This window comes from Acidovorax sp. (genome assembly GCF_046341535.1).
Taxonomy (GTDB): domain Bacteria; phylum Pseudomonadota; class Gammaproteobacteria; order Burkholderiales; family Burkholderiaceae_C; genus Acidovorax.
The window spans coordinates 1-15,640 of sequence record NZ_JBKDRI010000055.1; the positions used below are offsets into that span (position 1 = coordinate 1).

A 15,640-nucleotide genomic window follows, 5' to 3' on the forward strand; every position below is an offset into this window, starting at 1 on the left:
TCCGGGCGGCGCCCGCGAAGATGAGCGCGTTGCCATCGCCATCAACGCCGACAGCATCGCCACCTGGGCCATGGGCGCGCTGCATGACCTGGTGCGCCAGCGGCTGCCGCTGGAAATCATCGTGGATGACCAGGATTTCACCCAGGAATGGCTGCGTTCGGGCCAGGTGCTCGGGTGCGTGACCACCCTCAAGCAGGCCCTGCGCGGATGCAAGATGGTGCCTCTGGGGGCGATGAACTACGTCGCGGTGGCCTCCGCGGATTTTGCGGCGCAAAACCTGCCGCACGGACTCTCGCCACACAACTTTCGTGGGGTTCCGTTCGTGTCTTTCAATCGCAAGGACGACATGGCGGCCGAATTTGTCGCGCGGGCCTTCGGGCTCAAACGCGTGGCGCTCAATCACATTTTCGTGCCCGGCTCCGAGGCCCAGATGCGCGCGGTATCGGCCGGGTGGGCGGTCGGGGTGCTACCCGAGCTGCTGGCGCGCAGCGCTTTGGCCGATGGGACTGTGGTCAACCTGGCCCCCGGCCACGTGCTGCCCATCCAGCTGTACTGGCACTGCTGGAACCTGGAGTCTGCCGTGCTGGATGCGCTCACATCCGCCCTCACTGCGACCGCCAAGTCTGCGCTGGAGCCTGCCTGAATCTCCAGGCAATGGCATTCACAAAGCGACCCGCGCGACCACATTGCAACTTGGAAAGTTATTTTTATACTGATCTGTATAAAATATCGCCATGCAAACCCTTCAGCCCAAAGTTTCCTTCAAGGAACAGATGCACCTGGCCCGCGAGGAGGCCATCTTGCAGTCGGCGTGCCGGCTGTTGGGTGAAAAGGCCTTCGACGCCATGACCATGGACGATGTGGCCAACGCCGTGGGCATCGCCAAAGCCAGCCTGTACAAGCACTTTTCCAGCAAGGAAGAGCTGTGCACCGCCGCCATGGTGCAGATCCTGGGGCGCGTGCAAGCCTACCTGGCCAGCTTGCCGACAGAGACACCGCCGCTGCAAAAGTTGCACGCGCTGGTGCGCTGGTCGCTCGAGCGGCTGCTCACCAACGAGATGCCGCTGCTGCCCAGCCGCAACTCCACGCTGCGCGCCGTGCTCATGGCCGACAAGAATTACCTCAACGGGCTGGTGTCGGTCAGCGACCAGATTGGCGCCTGGATCACCGAGGCCCAGGCGCAGGGCGTGATCGCGCCATCGCTGCCACCGCTGGTGGTGCTCTACACCCTGTATGCCCGCGCCTGCGACCCGGTGGTGAGCTTCCTCAAGGAGAGCGGCCAGTATTCCGACGAGGAAATTGTGGAGCTGGTGGTGCGCACCTGCTTTGAGGGACTGGCCGCAAGAGCCTGATCGCTCGCCGGCAACAAGCCGGGCACAGGGCTGCGTGACCGCAGACCCAACGGGCCGCACGCGCATCACGTGCGGCATCGGCCTTAGCTTGGCAGGATGACCTTGTTCACCACGTGGATGACGCCGTTGCTCGTGAACACGTCGGTGGTCACGATGCTGCTTTGGCGCCCGCGGCTGTCGGTGATGGCCAGGCTGGCGTTGACCGTGAACTTCTGGCCCTGCACGGTGGTGATCGGCGTGTTGACGGGAACGTCCGCCTTGAGCACGCGGCTTGGCACCACGTGGTAGGTCAACACCGAGGTGAGCAGCGGCTTGTTCGCCAGCAGGGCTTCTTTGGTGATGCCCAGTTCGGTCAGCAGCGCCGCAAAGGCTGCGTTGGTGGGGGCAAACACGGTGAAGGGGCCCGTGCCCTGCAACGTGGGCACCAGCCCGGCTGCCACGACCGCCTCGACGAGGATGCTGAAATCCGGCAGGGCCGACGCGGTGGCGACGATGTTTTTGTCGGCGGGCAAAAGCACCTTGTCGACCACGTGGACCACGCCATTGCTGGCCTGGATATCGGTGGCCGTGATGTTGCTGGTGCGGTTGCGGCCGTCGGTGATGCGCAGGCCGCTGCCGGCTGCCTCAACCTTGAAGAACCCGCCCCCCACGGGCGTGATGGCCTTGCCCACCGGCACGCTGGCACGGGGCACAGCGGTGCCGAGCACGTGGTAGGTCAGCACGGCGGTCAGCAGGGCCTTGTCGGCCAGCAGCGCCGCCTTGGTCACACCGAGTTCGGTCAGCAATGCTGCAAAGGCCGCATTCGTCGGCGCGAACACGGTCAGGTTTCCGGTGCTGAGTGTGGGTGTCAGACCGGCGGCCACCACGGCCTCCACCAGGATGCTCAGGTCGGGGTTGGCCTGGGCCACCTCGACGATGTTGCGGGGATGGTCGTCGCTGCCGCCGCAGGCCTGCAGCAGCGTGGCGCTGGCGCCCGCGGCTGCGGCCATCAGGATGGTGCGGCGATTCAGGAGGGACGTGCTGTTCATGGTGGAGGGTCCTTTCGAGTAAGTGGGGGGGGAGACGGGGGATCGGGGTGGATTACTTGGGCATGAGTACGGTGTCGATCACGTGGATCACGCCGTTGCTGGCGGCGACGTCCGTGGCCACCACTTTCGACTGGTCAACCATCACGCTCGGGGAGGTGGATAGCTTCAGCTCCTGGCCCTGCACGGTCTTGACCATCCCGGCCTTGACGTCCTTGGCCATGACCTTGCCCGGAACCACGTGGTAGGTGAGCACTTTGGTCAGCGCGGCCTTGTCGGCCAGCAGCGCGTCCAGGGTGGCCTTCGGGATCTTGGCAAACGCCTCGTCGCTCGGGGCAAACACCGTGAACGGGCCCGGTCCCTTGAGCGTGTCCACCAGTCCGGCGGCCTGAACAGCCGCCACCAGGGTCTTGAAACTGCCCGCTTTCACGGCGGTGTCGACGATGTCCTGGGCCATCGCGGAGAAAGAAGCTCCGGCGGTCAGAGCCAAAGCGATCAGGGTTTTCTTCATGGGGAGTCCTTCGTTGTTGAGGGAATTGCACACGCCAGGATCGGCGTGGCGCGAATATATAACCGTTTGGTTTCTTTGTAAACTGATTGGTATTCAAAATAACCACGTGGTTACGTTTGGACAAAAAAAACCCTGCCGGACGCGGCAGGGCGGGGCGTGCGACGCTGGAAATCAGCGGATCAGCAGGATCGGCACCTTGCAGTGCGCCAGCACCTGGGTGGCGACCGAGCCCATGACCAGGGTGGCCAGGGCACCGTGGCCATGCGAACCCATGACCACAAGATCGAACTTGCCGCTGCTTGCCAGCTTGGAAATGGTTTCGCCTGCGGAGCCGACCTTCACGACCCGGCTTGGCGAGACGCCGTGGCGGCCCAGGAACTTGAAGACGGGGGCCAGGATCTTCTCGGCCTCTTCGGCGTGGTAGTGGTCAACGACTTCTTTGCCCAGGGCAGCGCGGGCACGGGGGGGCAGCGCCGCCTGCACCGTGAGCACGGTGTAGTCGTGCGATGCGCCCAGCATCTCATCGTGGGTCGCCAGGTAGGCGAGCATTTTCTTGGTGTAGGCGCTGCCATCGACAGCAAGCAGGATCTTCATGGCTTTCTCCGGAAAGGGATGGTTCAGAATACCGCGCGCAAACTGTTGTTGTCTTGACCTTGGTCATGCTTTGGCTCGGGCGCAATGCGAGGGCGACTGCGCCGCCACCCCTGCCACCCGTTTCTGAGCCTGCCCCGCTCACCGGGGCAGATGCACAGAGGGCTCCACAGCACGCCTGCGCCGGATCATACGGTCACGCAGCACTGGGCAACGAAGGATTCCTGCTCGCCCTTGCGCGCATAGCCCAGCGGATTGGCCACCACCCGGCACTCCCAGGCCGATCCGTCGCCATGCTGGCCGCGCACGGTGTAGTCACTGCGGGCGTGCAGGTGGCCGTGCAGCCACAGGTCTGCGTGCGGCATCCAGGCGTCAAGGGCATTGCAAAACCCCGCCGTGCCCGGAATCAGTCCGTAGCGGGGGTCGGCACTGCGAAGGCTGGGCGCAAAGTGGGTGACCACCACGGTCGGGCCGGGGGCGAAGGGCTGGGCCAGGGCATGCGACAACCAGGTCTGGCAGACCAGCGCCTGTTCGCGCACCGCCGCCGCCAAAAATGGCTGTCCTTGCCGCGTGGTGCCGGTTTTTCGCAGATAAAAATCGGCCGCGCGAAAGGCCTTCTCGCGCAGCTTCAGCCGCCGGGTGATATCCGTGGTTGCTTCATGGTCGGCCAGGGCGTCGAAGTCGCTCCAGAGGGTGCTTCCGATGAAGCGGACGCCATCGATCGCGATGGTTTCACGCTCCAGCCACACGATGCCCAGGCGGTCGCAGGTCTTGCGCAGCCGTGCATGGGCCGCATCAAAGTCCTGGGCGTCGTATTCGTGGTTGCCCGGCACCAGCACCACGGGCGTGGGCCAGCCAGCGTAGTGGGGCAGCGGGGAGAACCGGGCCAGACCAAAGTCATCGTACTGCAGCAGCGAGCCGGTCTGGTACGAGCCAATGTCGCCAGCGAGAACCAGCACATCGGCGCCCGGCGCGGGCTCTGCAACGAAATGGGGGTGCACCTCCAGGTGCAGATCCGACAGGAGCTGGATATTCATGCGGCCTGCAGTCTACGGCGTTCGACGCGCCGCCCCGGCGGCAAGGCTGCCGCGTGTCACGACAAAAAAAGCAGCCCGAAGGCTGCTTTCAGTCATGGCCGCCATGCCGGGCACGGCGCGTCGCCTGGCGGGCCTCAGGCTTCCAGGCGTTTTTCCAGCATGGCCTTGGTCTCCAGCAAGGCGGCGGGCAGGTGGTAGGCCAGCTGCTCGAAGTGGGCGGTATGCAGGCTGAATTCTTCCTTCCATGCGGCCGGCTCGATGCTGGTCACCGCCTGGAACTGCTGGGCCGTGAAATCCAGTCCCGTCCAGTTGATCTCGGCATAACGGGGGGCAATACCGAACATGGTTTCTTCGCCCTGGACTCTGCCTTCGATGCGGTCGATCATCCACTTGAGGACGCGCATGTTCTCGCCATAGCCGGGCCAGACGAATTTGCCATCCGCATCCTTGCGGAACCAGTTGACGCAGAAAATCGCGGGCAGCGTGTGGCCGCTGGCCTCGAGTTTGTTTTCCATGTCCAGCCAGTGCTGGAAGTAGTCGCTCATGTTGTAGCCGCAAAACGGCAGCATGGCGAACGGGTCGCGGCGCACCACGCCCTGGGCGCCAAAGGCGGCCGCCGTGGTTTCAGAGCCCATGGTGGCCGCCATGTACACACCTTCCATCCAGGTGCGGGCCTCGGTCACCAGCGGCACGGTCGTCGAGCGGCGGCCACCGAAGATGAAGGCATCGATCGGCACGCCATGGGCGTCGTCCCACTGGGCGTCCAGGGCGGGGTTGTTGGTGGCGGCCACAGTGAAGCGGGCGTTGGGGTGGGCGGCCTTGGCGCCGGTTTGCTTGGCAATTTCTGGCGTCCAGTCCTTGCCCTGCCAGTCGATCAGATGGGCGGGCAGCTTGCCGTGATCCTTGTCCATGCCTTCCCACCACACGTCGCCGTCATCGGTCAGCGCCACGTTGGTAAAGATCACGTCCTTGTCCAGGCTGGCCATGCAGTTGGGGTTGGTGAGCGTATTGGTGCCGGGGGCAACGCCAAAGTAACCGGCTTCGGGATTGATGGCGACCATCTTGCCGTCGGCGCTGGGCTTGATCCAGGCAATGTCGTCACCGATGGTGGTGACCTTCCAGCCCTCAAAGCCGGCGGGCGGCACCAGCATGGAGAAATTGGTCTTGCCGCAGGCGCTGGGGAAGGCAGCGGCCACGTGGTATTTCTTGCCTTCGGGGTTGGTCACGCCCAGGATGAGCATGTGCTCGGCCAGCCAGCCCTGGTCGCGGCCCATGGTGGACGCGATGCGCAGCGCAAGGCACTTTTTGCCCAGCAGGGCGTTGCCGCCGTAACCCGAGCCGTACGACCAGATCTCGCGCGTTTCAGGGTAGTGGACGATGTACTTGACCTTGGGGTTGCAGGGCCAGCTCGTGGTGTCCTTCTGGCCATCGGCCAGGGGCGCGCCCACGGTGTGCATGCAGGGCACAAAGTCGCCTTCCACGCCCAGCACGTCGTACACAGCCTTGCCCATGCGCGTCATCAGGCGCTGGTTCACGGCCACGTAGGCGCTGTCGGTCAGCTCCACGCCAATGTGGGCGATGTGGCTGCCCAGCGGGCCCATGGAAAACGGCACCACGTACATGGTGCGGCCCTTCATGCAGCCATCAAACAGAGGCTGCAAGGTGGCGCGCATCTCTGCTGGAGCCATCCAGTTGTTCGTGGGGCCGGCATCTTCCTTGGCGGCCGAGCAGATGTAGGTGCGGTCTTCCACGCGGGCCACGTCCGACGGGTCAGACCAGGCCAGGTAGCTGCCCGGGCGCTTGGCGGGGTTGAGCTTCTTGAAGGTGCCGGCATCGACCAACTGCTGGCACAGGCGGTCGTACTCTTGCTGCGAGCCGTCGCACCAGTAAATTGCTTCGGGCTTGCACAGGGCGGCCATGTCGGCCACCCAGGCCAGCAGCCGGGCGTTTTTGACGTAAGTGGGCGCGTTGAGGTTCAAGCCCTGCATCGTGGGTGCGTTCATCGGGGTTCCTTGAGTTGAAAAAAACAGTTTTTTCAAAGGAAGCGACCCGACAGCGGAGTCACGGCGAGGCTGGCACCACATGCTTTGCTGAGCGCTGCCTTTGAAAAAACGGCTTGGGCAGCGAAGAGCAATGGCAGACGTCAGCCTGACTGATGCGAACCTCGGTGGCCTGTGCTCAGTCGGCGGGCGGCATGTGGGGCCTGACCCGGTGTGACGGGCGGGCCGCGCATGACGCGGGTCGGCTGGGGAGTCGATTTTATGAATCGGGCCACGAAATGTCTTTCGAAACAGGTCAAAATCTATGCAAACGTTGCATGGGGTTATGCGGCGCCAATTTGTGGGTTGGCACCTGACAGGCCGCTGCGCCAGCGCTCGAACCCGGCTTTTCGCAGCACACATGCGGGGCAGGTGCCGCAGCCGTAGCCCCAGGCGTGCAGGGTGTCGCGCACTCCGTGGTAGCAGGTGTGCGAGTCCTCGATGATCAGCTGCGTCAGCGCATCGCCACCCAGCGTCTGCGCCATCGCCCAAGTCTCGGCCTTGTCCAGCCACATCAGCGGCGTCTCGAACGTGAACCGCTGGCCCATGCCCAGTGACACCGCGACCTGCAAGGCCTTGAGCGTGTCGTCCCGGCAGTCCGGGTAGCCCGAAAAATCGGTTTCGCACATGCCGCCGACCAGCGTGTGCAGGCCACGCCGGTAGCCCACGGCGGCGGCCAGATTGAAAAACAGCAGGTTGCGCCCCGGCACAAAGGTGTTGGGCAGGCCCGCTTCGGTCATCCGGATCTCGGTGTCGCTGGTCAGTGCCGTATCGCTGATCTGGCCCAGCACCGCCAGATCGACCAGGTGGTCTTCGCCCAGCCGCTGGCTCCAGCCCGGCAAGCGCTGGCGCAGCGCTGCCAGCACGGTCTGACGGGCCTGCAGTTCCACATGGTGGCGCTGTCCGTAGTCAAAGCCAATGGTCTCCACATGGGCAAACTGTGTCAGTGCCCATGCCAGGCAGGTGGTGGAATCCTGTCCGCCAGAAAACAGGACGAGTGCGTGGCCAGGGCGCATGAAAGCTCCTTCGATGATGGGGCGTCGGCTTGACCTGCTGCTGTGCAAGCCCGGTGTGGACGAAAAAAAACCCCGCAAAGCGGGGCTGCTGCGGGGCGCTGGCAGGAGGCTCAGGCCATGTAAACCGCGATGAAGGCCAGCAGGAAGATCATGATCCCGCCCACAACGGGCAGCACCACGGGCGCCAGGTGCGCCACGCTTTCCGTGGGATCGTCGGACGAGGACTCGGGGTTGTGCGGGGTGTGGGGGGCAGACATGGAGGCTCCGTTGCGTGTAACGCGTGCCATTTTAGCCGGGTCAGCAACCGATGCCTGCAAAGGCCTGCCAGGGCTGGGATTTGAGGAACCTCTGCATAACTCCCTGCGGTCTGCGCGGGCCCGGGCCCGGGCAGTCCACGGCGTTGCTTTTCTTGCCAATAGCCAGGCTATTGGCTGCAAAAAGCGCCTTGTGGCCTATCCCGATCCGCACCAGCGCATCCTCGCGAGGGTTATGCAGAGCTTCCTTGAGCTGCCAGGACGCTGCTCGGGCCATGTCACATCAGGTCGGCCTGCAAGCCCGCCGAGCGCAGCTGCGCCAGCACCTCTTGCACATGGGCCTTGCCGCGCGTCTGGAGCACCAGTTCGATCTCCACGTTCTGCGCGGCCAGCATGGTGAAGGCGCGCTGGTGGTGCACTTCTTCAATGTTGGCGCCCGCATCGGCCACGGTGGCGGTGATGCGCGCCAGCACGCCGGGCACGTCGCGCGCGCTGACCTTGATGCGCGCCAGGCGGCCCGAGCGCACCATGCCGCGCTCGATGATGGCGGCCAAGAGCAGCGGGTCGATGTTGCCACCGCACAGCACCAGTCCGACGCGCTTGCCCGCAAACCGCTCGGGGTAGCGCAGCAGCGCCGCCAGACCCGCGGCACCAGCGCCTTCCACCAGGGTCTTTTCGATCTCCAGCAGCATCAGCACGGCCTGTTCGATATCGCCTTCGTCCACCAGGACCAGATCGTCCACCAGGCGCTTGACCACTTCCTGCGTGATCTTGCCGGGTGTTCCCACCGCGATGCCTTCGGCGATGGTGGAGGTGCCCTGCGGATAGTTCGTGCCCTTGATGGCGTTGACCATCGCCGGGAAGCGCATGGTCTGCACGCCGATGATTTCGATGCCGGGCCGGATGGCCTTGGCTGCCGTGGCCACGCCCGCAATCAGCCCGCCGCCGCCCACCGCGATCACCAGCAAATCCAGGTCGGGCACGGCTTGCAGCATCTCCAGCCCCAGCGTGCCCTGACCCGCGGCAACACCCTCGTCATCGTAGGGGTGCACAAAGGTCAGGCCCTGGGCGTCAGCCAGTGCGTACGCGTGGGCCCGGGCCTCTTCAAGCGTGTCGCCATGCAGCACCACCTCGGCGCCAAATCCGCGCGTGCGCTCGACCTTGACGCCGGGGGTGAAACGCGGCATCACGATCACTGCCCGCAAGCCCAGGCGCTGCGCGTGGTAGGCCACGCCCTGCGCATGGTTGCCCGCACTCATGGCCACCACGCCCCGAGCGCGCTCGGCATCGGTCAGCAGCGCGAGCCGGTTGCAGGCACCGCGTTCCTTGAACGAGGCCGTGAACTGCAGGTTCTCGAATTTAAGGAATACCTGCGCGCCAACGATCTGCGAGAGCGTTTTGCTTTCCACACAGGGCGTGTTCAGCACATGACCCTGCACGCGGGTGGCGGCGTCTTGGATGTCTTGGAATGTGAGCATGCGAGCGATTGTGGCGCAGGCGGCCGCGCGGCCGCACCGTGCCAACGTGGCCTACCCGCTGCGGCTCACGCGCAGAACCTCAGCGCCATAGGCTTGCAGCTTTTTCGCACCCATGCCGCTGATGCCCTGCAGGTCATCCAGCGAATCGGGGTTGCGCTCGGCAATCGCGGCCAGCGTCGCGTCGTGGAAGATCACATACGCAGGCAGGTTGTGCTCGCGGGCCACCTCGGCGCGCCAGGCCTTGAGGTTGATGAACCGCACCTGGGCATCCGGCCCCAGGTTGGCGGCGGCGGCGGGCGGGGCGCTGCCCTTGCGGCTGCGTTTGGCGGGGGCTGCCGATACGGATTCGCGCAAACGCACCGACACCTCGCCCTTGAGCACGGCGCGCGAGCCGTCGGTCAGGCACAGGGTGTCAAAGCCCATGCCGTTGTCCAGTACCACCTTGTGCAGGCCCACCGCGCCAGTGGCGATCAGCTGGCGCAGCACGCCACGCAACTGGGGCTCCGACAGGTCAGCGCCAATGCCAAAGGTGGAGATCCGGTCGTGTCCGAACTGGGCGACTTTGTCGGTCTTCTTGCCGCGCAGGATGTCCATGATGTGGCCGGTGCCAAATCCGATGCCGCTGGCCTGCTGCACGCGGTAGATGGTGGACAGCAGCTTGCGCGCCGCGTCGGTAGCGTCCCACACTGCGGGCGGGTGGATGCAGTTGTCGCAGTTGCCGCACGGGGTGGATGCCTCGCCAAAGTACGCCAGCAGCCGTACGCGGCGGCAGTCGGTAGCTTCGGCCAGGGCCAGCAGCGCATCGAGCTTGCCCCGCAGCGCGGCCTTGAACTCCTCGCCCGCCGGGCTCTCGTCGATCATGCGGCGCTGGTTGACCACGTCCTGCAGGCCATAGGCCATCCAGGCGTCGGCGTTCAAACCGTCGCGGCCCGCACGGCCGGTCTCCTGGTAGTAGCCCTCGATGTTCTTGGGCATGTCCACATGCGCCACAAAGCGCACATCGGGTTTGTCGATGCCCATGCCAAACGCAATGGTGGCCACCATGACGATGCCTTCCTCGCGCAGAAAGCGGTCCTGGTTCGTCTGGCGCACCCGGGCGTCCAGCCCCGCGTGGTAGGGCAGTGCGCTGATACCGGCATCGCTGAGCGTGGCGGCCAGCTCCTCCACGCGCTTCCTGGACTGGCAGTACACCACGCCCGCCTCGCCCGCGTGCTCGCGTTCGATGAAGCGCAGCAGCTGGGTGGTGGCGTCTTTCTTCTCCACGATGGTGTAGCGGATGTTGGGCCGGTCAAAGCTGCTGATGAACAGGCGCGCGTCTTCGAGCTGCAGCCGCTCGATGATGTCCTCGCGCGTGAGGGCGTCGGCCGTGGCGGTCAGTGCAATGCGCGGCACGCCCGCATAGCGCTCGTGCAACACCGTCAGCGCCCGGTATTCGGGGCGGAAGTCGTGGCCCCACTGGCTCACGCAATGCGCTTCGTCAATGGCAAAAAGCGACAGGTGCCCGCCCTGGTAGAGGCCGTCCAGCAGCCCCAAAAAGCGCGGCGTGTTCAGTCGCTCGGGTGCGGCATACAGCAGCGTGATGTCGCCCGTCTGCAGGCGCAGCTCCACATCCTGCGTTTCGTCATAGCTCAGCGTGGAATTGAGAAACGCCGCGCTCACCCCGGCCTCGTGCAGCGCGCCCACCTGGTCGTGCATCAGCGCTATCAGCGGCGACACCACGATGGTCACGCCCTTGCCCTGCTGCTGGCGCACGATGGCTGGCACCTGATAGCACAGGCTCTTGCCACCGCCGGTGGGCATCAGCACCAGCGCGTCGCCGCCTGCAATCGCATGCTCGACGATGGCCTGCTGCGGGCCGCGGAACTGCTCGTAGCCAAACACATCCTGCAAAACGGCGTGGGCGGGCGAAGGGGCGGAATAAGAGCGCAACAACAAACGGTACTCTGAATTTGATAGCTGTAAGCGCTTATACAACAAGCGCGACAGGGTGTTTTGATCAACAACCCGCCACGATGGGTGGGCGAAAGGCGCTTATTGTGCGCTTGCCCGCCCCCCGCTGGCCTGCCACACGCTCTGGCGCTGCTGGCGCGCCTGCCCCCAGGCGGCCCCAGGCCTGCCGTGGCAGGGCCTGAGCGCCATTGCACTAAAATCAGTCCACCCAAGGGGCGCTGCAGCCGGGTTGTGCCACAGGGCAGGATCGGTCAGGCTTGGGGACTTCAACTGCGCTCACTTGTACCCACCCACACAGTGAGCCGCACCATGCATCCCGTCACCTACACCCGCGCCCAGCAACTGCCCGGCATCCTCGCCCGGCGCATCGTCATCCTCGATGGCGCCATGGGCACCATGATCCAGCGCTTCAAGCTCGATGAAGCGCAGTACCGCGGCGCGGGCTACACCGGCCCCGATGGCGCAGGCGACCGGTTCAAGGACTTCCCGCGTGACGTGAAGGGCAACAACGAGCTGCTCAGCATCACCCGGCCCGACGTGATCCGCGACATCCACGAGCGCTACCTGGCCGCGGGTGCCGACCTGATCGAGACCAACACCTTCGGCGCGACCACCATCGCGCAAGAGGACTACGGCATGGCCGACCTGGCCCGCGAGATGAATCTGCGGTCGGCACAGCTCGCCCGCGCTGCCTGCGACAAATTCAGCACGCCCGATCACCCGCGCTTTGTGGCGGGCGCCCTGGGCCCCACGCCCAAGACGGCCAGCATCAGCCCCGATGTGAACGACCCGGGCGCGCGCAATGTGGACTTCGAGCAGCTGCGCGCCGCGTACTACGAGCAGGTGGAGGCGCTGGTGGAGGGCGGCTGCGACGTGCTGCTGGTCGAGACCATCTTCGACACCCTCAACGCCAAGGCCGCGCTGTTTGCCATCGCCGAGTTCTTTGAACACAGTGGCGAGCGCCTGCCCCTGATCATCAGCGGCACCGTTACCGATGCCTCCGGCCGCATCCTGTCGGGGCAGACCGTGACGGCCTTCTGGCACAGCGTGCGCCATGCGCGCCCGCTGGCCGTGGGCCTGAACTGCGCCCTGGGTGCCACGCTGATGCGCCCCTACATCCAGGAGCTCAACCGCGTGGCCGAAGACACCTTTATCAGCTGCTACCCCAACGCCGGCCTGCCCAACCCCATGAGCGACACCGGCTTTGACGAAACCCCCGAGATCACCAGCCGCCTGGTGCACGAGTTCGCCGCCGAGGGGCTGGTCAACATTCTGGGCGGCTGCTGCGGCACCACGCCCGACCACATTGGTGCCATCGCCAACTCGGTGGCAAAGGTGCCCCCGCGCAAGATGTTCTACCCTGCTGAAGCGTAAAAATTGATTCAAATAAGGCGCTTACGCACGTCCATAAAGCGATTTTAGCTATATAACTTATAGCAACACCCCTCACCCCATGCCTGCCACCGCCACCCCGCCCGCCGAAGCAGCTGCATCAAGCGGCGACGCAGGCGCAGACGCCGCCAAAGCCGCCGCCCACGCCGCGCTCAAGCTCGAAAAGCGCCTGGTGCGCCAGGTGGCCCAGGCCATCAGCGACTTTGGCCTCATCGACGATGGCGACAAGGTCATGGTGTGCGTCTCGGGCGGCAAAGACAGCTACGCCATGCTCGACGTGCTGCGCATGCTGCAGCAGCGCAACGGCCACCGGTTCGAGCTGGTCGCGGTCAACCTGGACCAAAAACAGCCCGGTTTTCCAGCCCATGTGCTGCCCGACTATCTGACAAAGGTGGGCGTGCCTTTTCACATTGAAACGCAGGACACCTACAGCGTCGTCAAAGAGCACATCCCCGAGGGCAAGACCATGTGCAGCCTGTGCAGCCGCCTGCGCCGGGGCATCCTCTACCGCGTGGCCGACGAGCTGGGTTGCACCAAAATCGCGCTCGGTCACCACCGCGACGACATGCTGCAGACGTTTTTTCTGAACATGTTCTTTGGCGGCAAGCTCAAGGGCATGCCGCCCAAGGTGCAAAGCGACCGGGGCGACCACCTCATCATCCGCCCGCTGGCCTATGTGGCCGAGGACGACCTCACGCGCTGGGCAGAGCACCGCCAGTTCCCCATCATCCCCTGCACGCTGTGCGGCAGCCAGGAGAACCTGCAACGCAAGCAGATTGGCCAGATGCTGCGCGACTGGCAGCAGCTTTACCCCGGCCGCATCGAGACCATGGCCGTGGCGCTGCGCAACCTGGTGCCCTCGCACTTCATGGACCCGCGCCAGTTTGACTTCAAGGGCCTGGTGCCCAATGGCGTGCAGGATGCCGATGGCGACAAGGCGTTTGATGCCGAAGCGTTTGCGCAGGCCGTGGGTTCCCTCGCGGGCCTGCCGCTGATGCCGCGCTGAACGCGGCCCACCCCGTCTTGCCATGGCGCTACCGCCCGCACCTCCCCCCACCGTTCGGGCTGAGCCTGTCGAAGCCCGGTGCCAGCCTTCGACCCTTCGACACGGATCAGGACAAGCAGGCCCAGGCCGAACGGATGCTGATTGATTGGCGTCGCCATCGTCTGAACCGAGAGATTCCCCATGACCACCCTCCAAGCCCCAGAACTGCTCTTGCCCGCTGGCTCGCTCGACAAAATGCGCGCCGCCTACGACTTTGGTGCCGACGCGGTCTATGCCGGGCAGCCCCGCTACAGCCTGCGCGCCCGCAACAACGAGTTCAAGCTCGAGCAGATTCGCCAGGGCATCAGCGAGGCCCACGCGCGCGGCAAAAAGTTCTTTGTGACCAGCAACCTGATCGCGCACAACGACAAAATCCGCACCTACCTGCGCGACATCGCCCCCGTGATCGAATGCCAGGCCGACGCCCTCATCATGGCCGACGCGGGCCTGATCATGATGGTCAAAGAACAATGGCCCGAGCAGGTGGTACACCTGTCGGTGCAGGCCAACACCACCAACTGGGCGGCGGTGAAGTTCTGGCAGAAGATGGGCGTGGAGCGCATCATCCTCTCGCGCGAACTCAGCCTGGACGAGATCGAAAAAATCCGCCAGGAATGCCCCGACATCGAGCTGGAAGTGTTCGTGCATGGCGCGCTGTGCATCGCGTACTCGGGCCGCTGCCTGCTCAGTGGCTACTTCAACCACCGCGACCCCAACCAGGGCACCTGCACTAACGCCTGCCGCTGGAACTACGCCACCCACGACGCCGACCTCGACCCCACCACGGGCGAAGCCATCGCCCAGACGATGGAGGGCGACTTCAACTTCGAGGCCGCGCAGCAACAGGCCGAGCAGTCGTTTTCCACCACCGGCAGCGGCCAGCGCCACCCCCGGGCCGACAAGGTGTACCTGATCGAAGAAGCGGGCCGCCCGGGGCAGATGATGCCCATCATGGAAGACGAGCACGGCACCTACATCATGAACAGCAAAGACCTGCGCGCGGTCGAGCATGTGGCGCGCCTGGCACAAATCGGGGTCGATTCGCTCAAGATCGAAGGGCGAACCAAGAGCCTGTACTACGTGGCCCGCACCGCCCAGGTGTACCGCCGTGCCATCGACGACGCCGTGGCCGGTCGCCCGTTCAACCCCGAGTTGCTCATCGAACTGGAAGGCCTGTCCAACCGCGGCTACACCGGCGGCCTGCTGGAGCGCCGCCCCAGCAACGAATACCAGAACTACCTCAGCGGCCATTCGGCCACGCAGCGCAGCCAGTACGTGGGCGAGGTGCTGGGCGCCGAGGGGCAGGCCGATGTGGGCCTGGCGGGCCTGGATCAGGAATGGGTGCAGGTCGAAACCAAAAACCACTTTGCCGTGGGCGACCTGATTGAAGTGGTGCACCCCAGCGGCAATACCACGGTGCGCCTGCAAGCCATGCGCAACCTGGACGGCCAGCCCGTGCAGGTGGCCCAGGGCAACCCCGTGCGCGTATGGATTCCGCTGCCTGCACGGTACAGCGGGGCACTGCTGGCGCGGGTGGTGGAACCCCTCGCGCCCACGGCCCCGGCCAATGCCACCGTGGCCGCATGATGGGGCGGTGGGCGAACGAAGGGCGTGCCCTCTCGCTGACCGGTGATGGCGCCAGTCCCACCAAGCTTCAGGTAGGGATAGGCGTGAGCCCGGGCCCCTTGCATGAGCCCATGCATCCCGATCCGCCAGCCTCCGCAGGGGCCCGACCTTGGCGTCATCATGGGGCTGCCAGCCCACAGTGCGTGCCGACACAGGTGCCGGGCCGTAGGTGCTCTTTACTTCGTCGCCCCTGATTTATTCAATTCAAGCAGCAACTTACGCGTAAGCGCCCGCTCGACGATGCACACCTCGACAGTGGCGGGCCGATGACCAGGTCTTCTGAGCCTGCATGGCCCGCACCATGGCCTTCACCAACCAAGACAG

The 15,640-nt window shown here is 65.0% G+C and carries 14 protein-coding genes and 1 riboswitch; of the genes, 5 read left to right on the forward strand and 9 right to left on the reverse strand.

Annotation, left to right across the window (positions count from 1 at the left end; genetic code table 11):
* Both ACK543_RS03745 and ACK543_RS03750 read left to right on the forward strand, forming a co-directional pair.
* Positions 1-643, forward strand: a 643-nt coding sequence (locus tag ACK543_RS03745; RefSeq protein ID WP_409941516.1) for an ArgP/LysG family DNA-binding transcriptional regulator, incomplete at its 5' end; no start/stop codon positions are given.
* Positions 644-734: 91 nt separating this feature from the next.
* Positions 735-1,352: a TetR/AcrR family transcriptional regulator gene (locus ACK543_RS03750; RefSeq protein ID WP_409941517.1), complete on the forward strand. Its 618-nt coding sequence runs from the start codon at positions 735-737 to the stop codon at positions 1,350-1,352.
* Positions 1,353-1,435: 83 nt separating this feature from the next.
* On the opposite strand, the gene ACK543_RS03755 is transcribed toward ACK543_RS03750, so the two are convergent.
* From ACK543_RS03755 to recQ, 9 genes are all read right to left on the reverse strand, one after another.
* Positions 1,436-2,380 carry a fasciclin domain-containing protein gene (locus tag ACK543_RS03755; RefSeq protein ID WP_409941518.1) on the reverse strand — a complete coding sequence of 315 codons (945 nt, stop codon included), beginning with the start codon at positions 2,378-2,380 and terminating at the stop codon, positions 1,436-1,438.
* Between the two features lie 52 nt (positions 2,381-2,432).
* Positions 2,433-2,888: a fasciclin domain-containing protein gene (locus tag ACK543_RS03760; RefSeq protein WP_409941519.1), complete on the reverse strand. Its 456-nt coding sequence runs from the start codon at positions 2,886-2,888 to the stop codon at positions 2,433-2,435.
* 171 nt (positions 2,889-3,059) lie between these two features.
* Positions 3,060-3,482 (reverse strand): universal stress protein, encoded by a 423-nt coding sequence (locus tag ACK543_RS03765; protein WP_409941520.1) that lies wholly within the window; start codon positions 3,480-3,482, stop codon positions 3,060-3,062.
* Between the two features lie 185 nt (positions 3,483-3,667).
* Positions 3,668-4,516, reverse strand: a complete 849-nt coding sequence (locus ACK543_RS03770) for a metallophosphoesterase (protein WP_409941521.1) — start codon at positions 4,514-4,516, stop codon at positions 3,668-3,670.
* Positions 4,517-4,650: 134 nt separating this feature from the next.
* Positions 4,651-6,519, reverse strand: a complete 1,869-nt coding sequence (locus ACK543_RS03775) for a phosphoenolpyruvate carboxykinase (GTP) (RefSeq protein ID WP_409941522.1) — start codon at positions 6,517-6,519, stop codon at positions 4,651-4,653.
* A 320-nt stretch (positions 6,520-6,839) separates the two neighbouring features.
* Complete coding sequence (gene queC, locus ACK543_RS03780) at positions 6,840-7,571, reverse strand: 7-cyano-7-deazaguanine synthase QueC (RefSeq protein WP_409941523.1); 732 nt, start codon at positions 7,569-7,571, stop codon at positions 6,840-6,842.
* Positions 7,572-7,681: 110 nt separating this feature from the next.
* The gene (locus tag ACK543_RS03785) at positions 7,682-7,828 is read right to left on the reverse strand and encodes a hypothetical protein (RefSeq protein ID WP_409941524.1); all 147 of its coding nucleotides are present in this window, start codon (positions 7,826-7,828) and stop codon (positions 7,682-7,684) included.
* A 275-nt stretch (positions 7,829-8,103) separates the two neighbouring features.
* Positions 8,104-9,303 carry a threonine ammonia-lyase gene (locus ACK543_RS03790; RefSeq protein WP_409941525.1) on the reverse strand — a complete coding sequence of 400 codons (1,200 nt, stop codon included), beginning with the start codon at positions 9,301-9,303 and terminating at the stop codon, positions 8,104-8,106.
* Positions 9,304-9,354: 51 nt separating this feature from the next.
* Complete coding sequence (gene recQ / locus ACK543_RS03795) at positions 9,355-11,232, reverse strand: DNA helicase RecQ (RefSeq protein WP_409941526.1); 1,878 nt, start codon at positions 11,230-11,232, stop codon at positions 9,355-9,357.
* 225 nt (positions 11,233-11,457) lie between these two features.
* Positions 11,458-11,538: riboswitch (S-adenosyl-L-homocysteine riboswitch) on the forward strand.
* 24 nt (positions 11,539-11,562) lie between these two features.
* Here recQ and ACK543_RS03800 point away from each other — a divergent pair.
* The 3 genes from ACK543_RS03800 to yegQ all read left to right on the forward strand — a co-directional run bounded on the left by ACK543_RS03800 (position 11,563) and on the right by yegQ (position 15,277).
* Positions 11,563-12,627, forward strand: a complete 1,065-nt coding sequence (locus ACK543_RS03800) for a homocysteine S-methyltransferase family protein (RefSeq protein ID WP_409941527.1) — start codon at positions 11,563-11,565, stop codon at positions 12,625-12,627.
* A gap of 79 nt (positions 12,628-12,706) precedes the next feature.
* Entirely contained in the window at positions 12,707-13,651 is a 945-nt protein-coding gene (ttcA, locus tag ACK543_RS03805; protein WP_409941528.1) for a tRNA 2-thiocytidine(32) synthetase TtcA, read from the forward strand.
* Between the two features lie 180 nt (positions 13,652-13,831).
* Positions 13,832-15,277, forward strand: coding sequence for a tRNA 5-hydroxyuridine modification protein YegQ (gene yegQ, locus ACK543_RS03810; RefSeq protein WP_409941529.1), 1,446 nt, complete (start codon positions 13,832-13,834; stop codon positions 15,275-15,277).
* Positions 15,278-15,640 lie beyond the last annotated feature (363 nt).